General features: G+C 56.3%; 10 protein-coding genes. 5 read left to right on the top strand and 5 right to left on the bottom strand.

The genetic code is table 11. The annotated features are described in order from the left end of the window. The first annotated feature begins 96 nt into the window (after positions 1–96). Both CS390_RS00135 and CS390_RS00140 read left to right on the top strand, forming a co-directional pair. Positions 97–1122, top strand: a complete 1026-nt coding sequence (locus tag CS390_RS00135; RefSeq protein ID WP_011953109.1) for a hypothetical protein — start codon at positions 97–99, stop codon at positions 1120–1122. Positions 1123–1249: 127 nt separating this feature from the next. Continuing rightward, positions 1250–1474 carry a hypothetical protein gene (locus CS390_RS00140; protein WP_010951451.1) on the top strand — a complete coding sequence of 75 codons (225 nt, stop codon included), beginning with the start codon at positions 1250–1252 and terminating at the stop codon, positions 1472–1474. Between the two features lie 52 nt (positions 1475–1526). On the opposite strand, the gene CS390_RS00145 is transcribed toward CS390_RS00140, so the two are convergent. The 5 genes from CS390_RS00145 to CS390_RS00165 form a co-directional block, all read right to left on the bottom strand. Next, a complete protein-coding gene (locus tag CS390_RS00145) occupies positions 1527–3524 on the bottom strand; it encodes a heavy metal translocating P-type ATPase (RefSeq protein ID WP_010951452.1) in 1998 nt (665 codons plus the stop codon). A 202-nt stretch (positions 3525–3726) separates the two neighbouring features. Further along, the gene (locus tag CS390_RS00150) at positions 3727–4050 is read right to left on the bottom strand and encodes a DUF2790 domain-containing protein (protein ID WP_003253432.1); all 324 of its coding nucleotides are present in this window, start codon (positions 4048–4050) and stop codon (positions 3727–3729) included. Positions 4051–4212: 162 nt separating this feature from the next. Next, positions 4213–7374, bottom strand: a complete 3162-nt coding sequence (locus CS390_RS00155; RefSeq protein WP_010951454.1) for a CusA/CzcA family heavy metal efflux RND transporter — start codon at positions 7372–7374, stop codon at positions 4213–4215. Positions 7375–7398: 24 nt separating this feature from the next. After that, the gene (locus CS390_RS00160) at positions 7399–8649 is read right to left on the bottom strand and encodes an efflux RND transporter periplasmic adaptor subunit (protein WP_010951455.1); all 1251 of its coding nucleotides are present in this window, start codon (positions 8647–8649) and stop codon (positions 7399–7401) included. A 68-nt stretch (positions 8650–8717) separates the two neighbouring features. Next, positions 8718–9989, bottom strand: a complete 1272-nt coding sequence (locus tag CS390_RS00165; protein ID WP_010951456.1) for a TolC family protein — start codon at positions 9987–9989, stop codon at positions 8718–8720. 403 nt (positions 9990–10392) lie between these two features. On the opposite strand from CS390_RS00165, the gene CS390_RS00170 reads away from it, so the two are divergent. From CS390_RS00170 to CS390_RS00180, 3 genes are all read left to right on the top strand, one after another. Further along, on the top strand, positions 10393–11736 hold the full coding sequence (locus CS390_RS00170; protein ID WP_003253422.1) for an OprD family porin: 1344 nt from the start codon (positions 10393–10395) through the stop codon (positions 11734–11736). Positions 11737–12224: 488 nt separating this feature from the next. Continuing rightward, positions 12225–12899 carry a heavy metal response regulator transcription factor gene (locus CS390_RS00175; protein ID WP_003253420.1) on the top strand — a complete coding sequence of 225 codons (675 nt, stop codon included), beginning with the start codon at positions 12225–12227 and terminating at the stop codon, positions 12897–12899. A 117-nt stretch (positions 12900–13016) separates the two neighbouring features. After that, positions 13017–13340 (top strand): hypothetical protein, encoded by a 324-nt coding sequence (locus CS390_RS00180; protein WP_010951457.1) that lies wholly within the window; start codon positions 13017–13019, stop codon positions 13338–13340. The last annotated feature ends 49 nt before the right edge of the window (positions 13341–13389 follow it).

The following is a 13389-nucleotide window of genomic DNA, read 5'->3' on the forward strand; positions in this document are numbered from 1 at the left end:
ACTCCTATTCATGATTGAACCTGATTCGACGTCCAGCTTCGCGTCTAACGGCCCTACAAGCGCAGCTACCCCAACGTCGCTCATTAGGGGATAGTCATGTCTGCAAAAAAGCTGCTTCAACCTCTCGCTGCTCAGCTGCACGCCTCGTTCTCGGCTTCTGGCCGCCCGTACTCTCATCTGCACCTCCACCAGCTGTTCCACGCGGCCATCGGCTCCGTTGCACCGCAAGTTGCCATCCAAGACAAGCTGCCAATTCAGGTCTGTCGTGACAACGAGACACGGCAGTACAACCTCTACGCGGCGGTCGAGCGGGCGAAAACGTGCTTAGGATTGACCGATCTTCAAGCAGTCGGTGTGGCTGAAGAAGTCATTGAGGTGCTACGAACTGCGGGAATCGGCGTGAACCAGGTTCGCCTGCTCCTTGACCCCTCCTTCAGCTCGAAGACTCGCAAAAAGGCCTTCAAGGCTCTCTGCAAGAACCTGGATCTGAACGAGCTAGGCGATCGCTTCGTCCCCAAGACTGCCACGTTGGCCATCGCTGCTGGTATTGCGCCGCCTCCCAAAATGTCGTGGAAGGATCGCTTCGCCCTGGCTGCAAATTCCCCCATGCGGGGGCCAAGCGAGCTCATCAGCATGGTCAACCGGGATGAGTGTTATCTGTGGGTATTCCCACCGACTGACCATCATGCGACGGCTCCAGCGACGCATGACCGTTTCTTTGGTGAAAAGACCCACCCGAGCGCAGAAATGGGCATGGGGTTCAGCATCATCGATTCCGGCTGGACCCGCCCCAAGTACCCGCTATCCAGGCAGTCACAAGAGACCTTCATCCAGTATTCGCTTTCTGCGCCGATGTGGTCCTGGCGCGCACAAAGTGACACCTGGCGCCTGGGAAACATCCTGCGTTCAAGAATCCTTGACGGGGCTCCTTGGCATAACGAGCCTCTGAGTGACGTGCTTCCGAGCGGCCTTAAATCCCTGCCCCGGATCTATGGGTGCGAAACCTGCCGAACGCTGTTCATTGAGAATCACAGCGACTACCCGGATGTACCCACTCAGTGCCAATGCGGTGAGGCGAGCAGCACGGGTGACCAAAACGAGTCATCTGCTCTCAATAGCTGATTTTCCTTACGGTGGCGGGCTGAGCCCCCCGTTAGGGATTGGCTATGGGAGCGGGATTCGCTCACCCCAAACCTGAAGGCGCCGCCACCTAACCGAGCGATATGAGCTGAATGCTCGCGGAGTAGATATGCAAAAGAGTAAAAACAAACAGGACACCCTGGCGGCGATCAATGCGCTTGTCGAGATTGCGTATGATCAGGGATTTGCGGACGGACACGGAGTCGGCAATCAAGTCGGTTTCGTAGCCGGTGTCATGAGCCTCAAAGCTGCATTGGCCTGCGGCTTACGGCATGGCTCACCTGAGTGCGGAAAGGCCCTTGAAAGCCTCAAGCGCATCGGGATCGACGAGTGAGAGAAAAGTACGGGTCATTTCCCTGCTTAGCTTCATGATTGAAGCTCAGGGATCAGGTGCTTCTGCGGTAGGCCAACAGGCGCAAGGCGTTGAAGACGACCAACAGTGTGGAGCCCTCATGGATCGCAACAGCGGCACCAATGCTCAAGCCCATGATGGTGGACGGAACCAGGATGGCCACAATCCCCAAGCTGACGAACAGATTCTGGTGGATGATCGATCGCGTGTGACGGCTCAGCCCCACCGCAAATGGGAGTTGCCTGATGTCGTCAGCCATAAGCGCGATATCAGCCGTTTCCAGGGCAACATCAGATCCAGCAGCCCCCATTGCGATACCAACGCTCGAACTGGCCATGGCAGGGGCATCATTGACGCCGTCACCCACCATGGCCACCTTGGCGCTAAGGCGCAGGTTTTTGATGGCCTTGACCTTGTCTTCCGGCATCAGGTCTCCCCACGCTTCATCTAAGCCAACTTGTTTGGCTACAGCCTCTGCAACGCGGTTGTGGTCTCCAGAAATCATGACCATGCGTTCGATGCCCATCTCTCTAAGCTTCTGGAGTGCCTCTTTGGCCCCCTCCCGGGGTGTGTCCAATAGCCCGATAGCGCCCAGATCCTTGTCAGCACGCCGTACCACCATGGTGGTACGGCCTGACTGACGTAGACGCTCCGCAGCCTCCAGGGCTGCCTTGCTGAGTGCGGGAATACCATTGGTACCGAACATCTCGACCTTGCCAATCCAGACGAACTGCCCATCAAGCTCAGCACGCACGCCGCGGCCAATCATGTTGCTCATGTTCTTGGCTTGGAATCGGCGCCGTGTGCCAATCATCTCTTCACCGTCACGCACAATTGCCGCAGCCAGCGGATGGTCGCTCATCGACTCCACAGCGATGGCGACGTTTAGCAGATCCTCGATCTGCGTGCCGCCTATGGGTATTACATCGGTGATACGTGGGCGCCCTTCGGTCAGGGTACCGGTCTTGTCGAATGCCATGGCATTCAATGATCCAAGCTCTTCAAGTGGCGCACCGCCCTTGATCAGCACGCCACCTCGGGCTGCCCTGGCGATGCCAGAGAGAATGGCGCTTGGTGTAGCGATCGCGAGCGCGCAGGGGCTGGCTGCAACCAGTACGGCCATCGCCCGGTAGAACGAGTCACGGAACGGCTCGTCAAGGAAAATGCCGGCAAATAGCAGCCCGACTACCAGCAGTAAAACCAACGGGACGAATATGCGTTGGAAGCGGTCCGTGAATCGCTGGGTCGGTGACTTCCTGACTTCGGCTTCACTGACCATCTTGATGACCCGCGCCAAGGTACTCTCCGTAGAGCGCCGTGTTACCTCAACCTCGATGAGCGTTTCGCCATTGATGGTACCGGCGAAGACTTTCGAGGCTGCATCCACTGCATCTGGCTTGCTGCGTGCGAGTTCGGCATCAGGAACAGGTTGCTTGTCCACGGGGACGCTCTCACCGGTTACTGGCGCCTGGTTGATACTTGAGGAGCCTACGACTACAAAACCATCGGCCGGCAGGCGGTCATTGGGGCGCACGATGACAACGTCACCGGGAACCAGCAGCTCCACGGGCATCTCCACCGTGCCATTTGCTCTGCGTACGATCGCGGTGGCTGGTGCGAGCTTGGACAGTGCCTCAATCGCTTTCTTGGCCCGCCCCATCGCGTAGCTTTCAAGGGAATGCCCCAGACTGAACAGGAACAGCAGCAGAGCCCCCTCCGCCCAGGCGCCGATGCTCGCGGCACCGACTGCGGCGAGAAGCATCAGCGAGTCGATCTCGAAGCGTTTCTGACGGATGTTGGTAACCGCTTCCTTAGTGGTGAACCATCCACCGAACACGTAGGCCGACACGTACAGAATCAGAGGCAGACGATCAATCAGGCCAAGTTTTCCTGCGAGAGCTCCGGCACCCAGGAGAGCACCACAGATCAGCGCGAAAATCAGCTCTGTGTTCATTCCAAAAATGCCGCCATGCTCATGGCTATGACCTTCATGCCCGGCTTGGTCATCAGGGCGTTCAAGCAAACTCTTCATAACTCGTCCCTTCTGGGGTCAAGGCTTCCAATTGCCCTCTGCAGTTGGGGAGCCGTCTCTGTTGGTTGGCTAAGATCTATTGCACGGTTTGCCCGAGCCCAGGCGTTAACATTTCGAAGCTATGGGGTATCGGGCGTAATAAAAAATGCCAGGCACTGCCTGGCATTTATGAATTCTCTAATTGTTCTGTTCAAATCGTTTACTACTTGTTGTTGATGCATTGCGAATACATCGAGTAACGAACAGTCTTGAGCGTGCCCTGGGAGTCCTCGAAGGTCATCAACCGTGGATAGACCTGGCAGGTACGGGGGTCCTGCGACTGACGTACGAATTTCGCAACGTCTATCTTCATGCCATATTTGTAATCCTGAATCTCTGGCATTGGCTTGCCATTTTTCTCCGCGTACTTGGCCACTGCGGTCTGGTGTTCCTTGGTGTATTGAAGCTGCTTGCTCTCGGAGAAAGTGTTGGCCTGCGAAGCCACCGAGAAAACAACAAGTGCAGCAGCGATAATTAGCTTTTTCATAAAACCCTCTCAATTTCAAAACTTCTCGGGCGTAACCTTAGCAATGCATAGGCATCACCGGCATGACGAGAAACTTACAATTTTGAAAGGTAAGTGCATCTACTTCACTTTAAACAAAAAAGCCCACAACACGTGTTGTGGGCTTCTCTTTAGCGGAGGCTGTTAGCTAACCACTTCGGCCTCGTCGCCGTCTTCATCCTTGCGGTGTGCCCAGTGATACAGGGCAGGCAGTACCAGCAAGGTCAGTGCGGTGGAGGACAGGATCCCGCCAATCACCACCGTCGCCAATGGCCGCTGAACTTCGGCACCGGTGCCGGTGGCCAAAGCCATCGGGATGAAGCCCAGGGACGCTACCAAGGCTGTCATCAGAACAGGTCGCAGACGGGTCAATGCACCTTCATCGACTGCCTGTCTGAGCGTTCGTCCCTCCTCCCTTAGCCCGCGGATGAAGGCAATCATCACCAGGCCGTTCAGTACTGCAACGCCGGACAGTGCAATGAAGCCGACACCTGCCGAGATCGACAGTGGGATGTCCCGCAGCCACAACGCCACAACACCACCGGTGAGTGCGAATGGAATACCGGTGAAGACCAGCATGCCGTCCTTCAGGTTGTTGAACATCAGGAACAACAAGGTCATGACCAGCAGCAAGGCGACTGGAACAACGATCTGCAGGCGTTTGGCAGCCGACTGCAGCTGCTCGAACTGGCCCCCCCAAGTCGTCCAGTAGCCCGCAGGGATTTGCACCTTCTTGTCCAGCGATGCGGTCGCCTCCTCAACGAAGGACCCCAGATCGCGGCCTCGAACGTTGGCGCTGACGATAACCAGACGTTTGCCGTTCTCGCGGCTGATTTGGTTCGGGCCCAGTTGCAGGTCCAGATTGGCGACCTGGGACAGCGGGATGAAGCCGATCTGATTGGCACCCTGTGCCGCATTGGCAGGTACCGGGATCAGCAAGCTGGACATACCCGCTACGTCGGTGCGAACGGTCTCTGGTAGGCGTACTACCATGTCGAACCGACGGTCGCCCTCATACAGCGTGCCGGCCTGACGGCCACCCACGGCGATAGCGATCGAGTTCTGAACATCCGCGATGTTCAGGCCGTAGCGTGCTGCTTTTTCGCGGTCAATGTTGATGGTCAGCACCGGCAGGCCGGATGTCTGCTCAACTTTCACTTCCGATGAGCCCGGGACCGCTTTGAGCGCTGCCGCGATCTTGTTGGCGGTGTTGTTGAGCACGTCCATGTCATCGCCGAAGACTTTCACAGCGACGTCACTACGCACGCCCGAAATCAGCTCGTTGAAACGCAGTTGGATTGGCTGCGACAACTCGTAGTTGCTTCCTGGAACACCCGCTGCGGCCTTCTGCACTTCAGCAATCAGCTCATCACGAGGCTTCTTCGGGTTAGGCCACTGATCCTGAGGCTTGAGCATGATGTAGGCGTCAGAGGCGTTCGGCGGCATCGGGTCAGATGCAATTTCTGCGGTACCCGAGCGTGCGAACATCCGCTCAACTTCAGGCACCTGCGCAATCACCGCTTTCTCCAGACGCTGCTGCATCTCGACAGATTGAGTGAGGCTCGTTCCAGGCACACGCATGGCCTGCATCGCAAAGTCACCCTCACTGAGGCTTGGGATGAACTCGCTACCCATACGACTTGCCAGCAAACCACTGAGCACGACCAAGGCTACTGCGGCCGAGAAAGCGATGTTCCGATGTCCCAGCACCCATTGCAGAACCGGTTCATAGCGCAGTCGAGCTGTGCGCATGACCACGCCTTCCTCTTCCTTCACCTTGCCAGTGACGAACATGGCAATAGCTGCAGGAACAAAGGTAACGGACAGGACCATTGCACCCAGCAGCGCCATCACAACGGTGAAGGCCATCGGGTGGAACATTTTGCCTTCGACGCCGGTGAGGGCGAAGATCGGCAGGTACACCACCATGATGATCAGCTGACCGAAGATCAGCGGCCGGCGAGCTTCTCGCGCCGCGGCAAAGACCTCGTGGAAGCGTTCGGTTTTGGTGAGCATGCGGCCATGCTTATGTTGCGCATGAGCCAGTCGACGGATCGCGTTTTCTACAATAACCACGGCACCGTCGACGATGATGCCGAAGTCGAGTGCCCCCAAACTCATTAAGTTGGCACTGACCTTGTTGTTGAACATGCCTGTGAAGGTGAACAGCATGGACAGCGGAATCACCATCGCGGTGATCAGAGCCGCACGGATGTTGCCGAGGAACAGGAACAGAATGGCGATAACCAGGATCGCGCCTTCCACCAGGTTCTTCTTCACCGTCGCGATGGCTTTTTCAACCAGGTTGGTACGGTCGTAAACAGTCACAGCCACCACGCCCTTTGGCAGGGTGCGGTTGATGTCCGCCAATTTGGCGGCGACAGCTTGAGATACGGTGCGGCTGTTTTCACCAATCAGCATGAACACGGTACCGAGCACGACTTCGCGGCCGTTCTCAGTAGCAGCACCTGTACGGAGCTCTTTACCGATGCTGACGTCAGCAACGCTGCTGATGCGAATCGGTGCACCATCCACACTGGTGATCACGATGTTGGCGATGTCTTCGATATTGCCTACCTGACCCGGTGCACGGATGAGCAACTGTTCACCATTACGCTCGATGTAGCCGGCACCGACGTTGGCGTTGTTACTTTCCAACGCTGCGACCAGGTCATTGAGTGTCAGCTTGTAGGTAGCCAGGCGCTTTGGATCCGGCGCAACCAGGAACTGCTTGGCATAACCGCCGATGGTATTGATCTCGGCCACACCCGGGACGTTACGCAGCTGAGGCTTGATGATCCAGTCCTGGATCACGCGCAGGTCGGTCGGGGTGTACGGCGTACCGTCCTCTTTGACCGCGCCATCTTCGGCTTCAACAGTCCACAGGAAGATCTCGCCGAGGCCGGTAGATACCGGACCCATGACGGCCTCTACACCTTCTGGCAGCTGTTCCTTCGCAACCTGCAGCCGCTCGTTGATCAACTGGCGGGCAAAGAAGATGTCAGTGCCATCCTTGAAGATCACGGTGACCTGAGACAGGCCAGAGCGAGACAGGGAACGGGTCTGCTGAAGGCCCGGGAGACCGGCCATGGCCGTTTCAACTGGAAACGTGATCCGTTGTTCGGTTTCCAAGGGCGAGTAACCAGGCGCTGCAGTGTTGATCTGCACCTGGACGTTGGTGATATCGGGTACCGCATCGATGGGCAGCTTTTGATAGCTGTAGATACCGATACCCGCCATGATCAGAACGGCGATCATTACTACGATGCGCTGCTCGATGGCGAATCTGATGATACGTTCAAACATGAGAAATCATCCTGTCAGTTCGCATCAGTGACCGTGTTCGGCAGAAGCTTTGCCGAGCTCGGACTTGAGTGTGAAGCTGCCACTGGTTGCTACCTGGGCGCCGGCTTCAATACCGTCGATGATTTCCACGTACCCATTGTCGCGGCGACCCAGTTTTACCGGGCGGGTGTCAAAGCCATCTGGGGTGCGTACGAATACCGAAGGTTTGTCTTCAACGGTCTGCACAGCGTGCTCAGGGACCGCTACGGCAACTCGATCGGTCTGGGAGGTGACCGCAATGTTTACGAACAGGCCTGGACGCCAGGCGCCGTTGGGGTTGGTCAAGGTGACGCGGACAGTAGCTGCACGGTTTTGCTCGCCCAGCAGGCTGCCGACATAACCCACCTTCCCTTCGACCTCGACGTTCATGTCAGGCGAAGAGACTTTCACTGCACGGCCAGTCGTGACCTTGCCCAGATCTGTCGGCGGAACTGCGAAGGTCGCCCAGACCTGATTCAGGTCGGAAAGGATGAAGGCGTTGGTCGCCTCGCTGACGACTTCGCCGACGGTCAGGTGTTTCTCCACTACCACGGCGTCGAAGGGAGCGCGGAGCTCGTAACGATTACCGCCAACGGAGTTAACCGAGGCACCGATTGCGCCGACCTTCTGCTTGGCGTTGGCCAAGGAGATCTCCGCTTCTTGCAGCGCTTGGCGTGCTTGGAGGTAGTCTTGCTCTGCAGAGATCTTGTCCTGCCACAGTTGCTTCTCACGTTCGAAGGTCACACGCGCCAGTTCGACGCGACGCTGTGCGGCCTGTTGTTCGCTGCGCAGGTCAGAGATCTGCTGGCTGGCGATTACCGCGAGGACTTGCCCTTTCTTGACCGTCTCGCCCAGGTTGGCCTGGACAGCCTCAACAACGCCAGGAACACGAGGAACCACGTGGGCAGTACGATCTTCGTCGAAGCGAATTTCGCCAGGGAAGCTCACGACGGTACCGAGGTCACGAGGCGCTGCAGCTTCCAGGGCAACACCAGCGGCCTTGATCTGTTCAGCGCTGAGCGTCAGCTTGCCCTCTTCTTCACCGCCCTCTTCGCTGTGGCCTTCTTCACCATGGCCCTCATCACCTTCCTCTTTGGCGGCAGATGCGGCTTTCTTTTCGTCGCCATGGCCATCGTTAGCGCCATGCTCGGCAGTACTGGCGGCCTGCTGTCCGGAACTGTTGTTCCAGGCAAGGCTGCCAAATCCGAGGGCTGCCACAGCGGCTACCGCGAGGGCGATCTTGCGTTTGTTATCCATTGCTACTCCTGCTGATCGTAGGCACCGGCTTGTTCAAGGCTGTGTGCCGAAGAAAATGTTTGGCCCGTTCAGCGAGTGCCGGCGGTTGAGCCGACTTCGCCATAAACCCTTTCCACCTGCGCACGCGCATTGGTCGCCGCTGCCAACGATTCGAGGTATTGGCCACGAGCGACGATCAAGGTGCGCTGGGCATCCAGCACTTCGATGAAACCGAATTTGCCCATCTCGAAGCCGCGGGTTGCGGTCTCTACGGCTTGTTGGGCTGAAGGCAGAATGGTCTTGTCGTAGGACTCGACCTCCTGCATGGCGGTGGACCATTGGTTCAACGCGGTTTGGGTTTCGGTGCGCAGGCGCAGCTCAACAGCATTGCGCTGGTCCCGGGCCTGATCTGCACGACGAGAAGCGGAAAGAATGTTGCCCTGGTTACGATCGAACAGCGGCAAAGGCATAGACAGGCCCACAGTGTTGACCCGCTCGCGCACAGAGCGGTCGTACTGGCTACCTACACTGACAGTAAGGTTCGGGATACGCTGAGCTTTCTCTGAGCCGAGCGAGGCATCGCTCTTGTCTATCTGCACCACGGCCTGACGCATTTCTGCTGTTTGGTCGAGCTTAGCCAGCAGATCTTCAGTGCGAGGTGGCAAGCCCGGGGAGAGGGTTGGCGATTCGAGTCGATCAAACACGGTGACTGAGCTCCCGGTAATTTGAGCGAGCTGTTGGTAAGCGGTCGCTTTTTCCGTTTCTGCACGTCGAACTTGCAGCTGGGCTTCGGCCAGTTGCACTTGAGCGCGGGTCGCCTCCACTGGGGACGACTTACCTGCGCGAACACGGCCATCGACGATGCGAAGACCGCGCTCAGTCAGTTCGAGAGATTGCTTGGCCAGGTCGAGACCTGTCTGGGCCCGCAACGCGGCGTAAAAGGCTTGGACGACATCTGCACGCAGGCCGTTAACGCGACGGTCTAACTCAAGCTGTGCGGCGGTCTGCCCGTATGTGGCGACGTCAACACGAGCCCCCCGCTTACCGCCCAGCTCAAGGGTCTGGCTGAGAGAGACAGTCGTCTGGCTGGTGTTACGACGGGTGTCTTCCACGTCATACGAGATTGTGGGGTTGGGGATAAGCCCGGCCTGCTTGCGAGCACCATCAGCGATCCCAATTTCTTGCCTGGCCGCGGCCAGGTCTGGGTTGGCATCCATGGCCGTCGAAAGCGCCTGGGGCAAGCTGATGCTTTGGGCAAGGGCTGCAGGCGCCATCAACCCAGAGATGACTGCACAGAGTGCAGCGATCTTCCAGGGCGAGACGGGGGTCTTGGGTAAGACATTGCGGTTATACCGGGGCACTTTGATGGTCCTCGTGCACAAACTTCGATAAAGCTTGGCGAGAACGCCGAAACAGCTGCCAAGCCCCACTTGATTAGGTGATGGCACTCTAATGAGCGGTAGCTATCAGAGGGGTGGCTAGAAAATTACAATTCCGTAAGAATGTCCTGTAATGCCCGAAAATACTGGGAAACCAAACCCGACACGATGATTTCGTTACAAGCAACGGAGATGGCAAACACGCGGTGCGAAGGCCCGAACAACAGGTAGATGACGAAATTGTAATTTTCCTATCACCCCCCCGTTATCTTCGGCCTGCAAATATGAGCTCGCGCTACGCTAGGCGCGCCGCCTGGTCAGAACAATTAACGACACCCGCGCCGGTAAACATAATAAAAACTGCCGTGAATCAAAGGAGCATCGGATGAAAATCAAAGTACCACTGTATTTGGCGGCAGTTTCTGCGCTGTCTGGAAGCTATGCTATTTCGGCACAGGCAGAAGACAAGCCAGAAGGCTTCATTGAAGGCAGCAGCCTTACAGTGCTGAACCGTAACTTCTACTTCAACCGTGATAACCGCGACAGCACTGCCCCCACTTATAACAGTGGCAAGGGCAACACCAACGGCTACTCCGAAGCCTGGGCGCACGCGATCATCAGCAAATTCAACTCTGGGTTTACCCAGGGAACCGTTGGCTTTGGCGTTGATGCCTTCGCCATGATCGGCCTCAAGCTCGACACCGGTGATGGGCGCAACGGCGGCCGTAGCTCCTTCGACGTGCTACCCGTTGATAACAAGGGCGAAGCTCGCGACGAATACACCAAGGTCGGCGGCGCAGCCAAAGTCCGCTTGTTCGATACCATCGTGAAAGTAGGTGATGTTTTCCCATCGACTCCGGTCGTTGCATCCGGCGACTCTCGCCTGCTGCCAGAAAGCTTCCGCGGCGTGACCGTTGAGAACACCAGCATCCAAGGCCTCACCCTGCAGGGTGGTCGTCTGCATGCGATGAGCCAGCCGGTCTCAAGCAACCTGAACGACAACTTCGTGACGTTCTACGGCGGCCCGGTCAACTCGCCATGGATCGGTTACGGTGGCGGTGACTACTCGATCAACGACAACTGGACTGTGAGCGTCTACGCCAGCCAGCTGAAAGACGTCTGGAATCAGTACTACGCCGGCACCAGCGTGGTTTACCCGCTGAGCGACGATCTGGCGCTGATCGGTGGCTTCAACTACTACAAAGCCGTAGATGAAGGTAAGAAGCGCCTGGGTGAATTCGACAACAACATCTGGAGTGCCAAGGTCGGCGTGCGTTACGGTGCCCATACCCTAGCCCTGTCGCACCAGCGCAACAACGGCGACGACGATTTTGACTACCTGCGTCAGTCGGACTCGATTTTCGTCGACAACTCCATCCAGTACAGCGACTTCAACTCGCCGAAAGAGCGTTCCTGGATGCTGCGCTATGACCTGAACTTCACCAGCTACGGCATTCCAGGCCTGACGTTCATGACCCGCTACGCCAGAGGCTCGGGCGCGGATTACTCGAACGCTAACCAGTTCTACATGCGCACTGATGACAACGGCAACCCGCTCGACAATCAGAAGCGTTGGGAGCGTGACGTCGAAGTCAAATACGTTGTCCAAACCGGTCCAGCAAAAGATCTGTCCTTCCGGTTGCGCCAGGCAACCACACGTGCCACTGCATTCGAATCGGATCTGGATGAAACCCGTGTGATCATTGAGTACCCGCTTTCGATTCTGTAATTCGCTAACTGGACCAGTTATTCATTAACTGGTCCTATTAGTAAAACGAGCATTACGAATTCACCTTGAGTGGCTTAAGTGCTCCTTTGGTAAAAGGTGGATATTTGGCGCCCATTGGGCGCCTTTTTTTGCCTAAAATTCAAGTAGGCGTTCGATTGTACGCATCGCATGCCGGTGAAGTTCATGACTACACCAATGACCAGTCTCTTCAATGTGAGCGACCTCGCCGTCATCTGAGCGGAACGAAGCCAGCACAAAGAAGAAAATAACCCAATACTTCATAAGGTCAAATCACCTGCTGGAGAGAGGGCCCGCAACTGTCAAACCCAAACCGCGACAAGATATACCGCCAGACTATCAACTGTATTACCTAGAAATTACAAATCCGTCATTTGAGCCCCGGCACGCTCATTTTGATTTACCATCCCTTTCAATAATGCCGGCGCGCGTGCGCGGTTAATTGCTCAGTGATATCGAGACAAAATCCCATGCGAATTCTGGTAATTGAGGATGAAGTAAAAACTGCGGAGTATGTGCGTCAAGGTCTGACGGAATGTGGCTATGTCGTAGATTGCGTCCACACCGGGTCAGATGGATTATTCTTGGCTAAGCAGCACGAATATGAGCTGATTATCCTGGATATAAATCTGCCAGAGATGGACGGTTGGCAGGTCCTTGAGTTGTTGCGTCGTAAAAACTGCCCTTCCCGTATCATGATGCTGACGGCGAGAAGCCGGCTGGCGGATAAGGTCCGGGGGCTGGAGAACGGAGCAGATGACTACCTGATCAAGCCATTTGAGTTCCCTGAGCTGCTGGCCCGGGTTCGCGCCTTGATGCGCAGGTCAGATCACCCTGCATCCGTAGAGGTCATTCGCGTCGCTGACCTGGAGCTTGATCAGAGCCGGCACAGGGCATTCAGGGACGGTCAGCGCATTGACCTGACCACGAAAGAATTCGCGTTACTGCATTACCTGATGCGTAATACCGGTGTGGTGCTGAGCCGCACCCAAATTATTTCGCAGGTTTGGGATATGAATTTTGACTGCGACACAAACGTTGTAGAGGTGTCGATTCGAAGACTCAGAGCCAAGATAGATGACCCTTTCGAGACCAAACTGATACATACGCTTCGGGGCGTAGGGTATGTGCTTGAAAAACGATAGTTGCCAAGCTCTCTAGTACCGAAAATCCGCTACATGCTCCCGTCGCTTGCGAACTTGAGGTTTCTGTTTACGATCCGCGGCGCTGATTCCTCACTCAACAAATGAGGTAGGCTGTACATGAGGTATAGCATTGATTATCAGCAGGTTTCGCAAGGACAATCCGATGCCAGCATTGATGCCTGTCCAGCTGACATTGTCTTCAACAGCGACCATGGCCTAGCTCTTATCCCGTGCGTTGGCGATGTTATCAACCTCCCCTCTACGGCGGTCAAAGAAGGGGTTTGCGGCATCGTTAGATCAAGGATTTTCAATTATCTCAGAGGTCCTGAAGAGCTGTACTGTCACGTCAATATTCTCGTTGAGGAGGCGGACATCAATTTCGAAAGTCTCATCTCGGAATACATGCGCAATCAGTCACGTGCTCGCTCGCCTTCTTCATAAAGTCGAAGGCGGGCCAGTCCATTAATGGTTGTGTATGGGTGAGGGTTCA

Source organism: Pseudomonas sp. HLS-6 (genome assembly GCF_002753995.1).
Classification (GTDB): Bacteria; Pseudomonadota; Gammaproteobacteria; order Pseudomonadales; family Pseudomonadaceae; genus Aquipseudomonas; species Aquipseudomonas defluvii.

Coding starts and splice junctions, on each gene's coding strand:
- CS390_RS00140 (WP_010951451.1), top strand. CDS start 1,250: ATGCAAAAGAGTAAAAACAAACAGGACACCCTGGCGGCGATCAATGCG.
- CS390_RS00170 (WP_003253422.1), top strand. CDS start 10,393: ATGAAAATCAAAGTACCACTGTATTTGGCGGCAGTTTCTGCGCTGTCT.
- CS390_RS00135 (WP_011953109.1), top strand. CDS start 97: ATGTCTGCAAAAAAGCTGCTTCAACCTCTCGCTGCTCAGCTGCACGCC.
- CS390_RS00145 (WP_010951452.1), bottom strand. CDS start 3,524: ATGAAGAGTTTGCTTGAACGCCCTGATGACCAAGCCGGGCATGAAGGT.
- CS390_RS00175 (WP_003253420.1), top strand. CDS start 12,225: ATGCGAATTCTGGTAATTGAGGATGAAGTAAAAACTGCGGAGTATGTG.
- CS390_RS00150 (WP_003253432.1), bottom strand. CDS start 4,050: ATGAAAAAGCTAATTATCGCTGCTGCACTTGTTGTTTTCTCGGTGGCT.
- CS390_RS00180 (WP_010951457.1), top strand. CDS start 13,017: ATGAGGTATAGCATTGATTATCAGCAGGTTTCGCAAGGACAATCCGAT.
- CS390_RS00160 (WP_010951455.1), bottom strand. CDS start 8,649: ATGGATAACAAACGCAAGATCGCCCTCGCGGTAGCCGCTGTGGCAGCC.
- CS390_RS00155 (WP_010951454.1), bottom strand. CDS start 7,374: ATGTTTGAACGTATCATCAGATTCGCCATCGAGCAGCGCATCGTAGTA.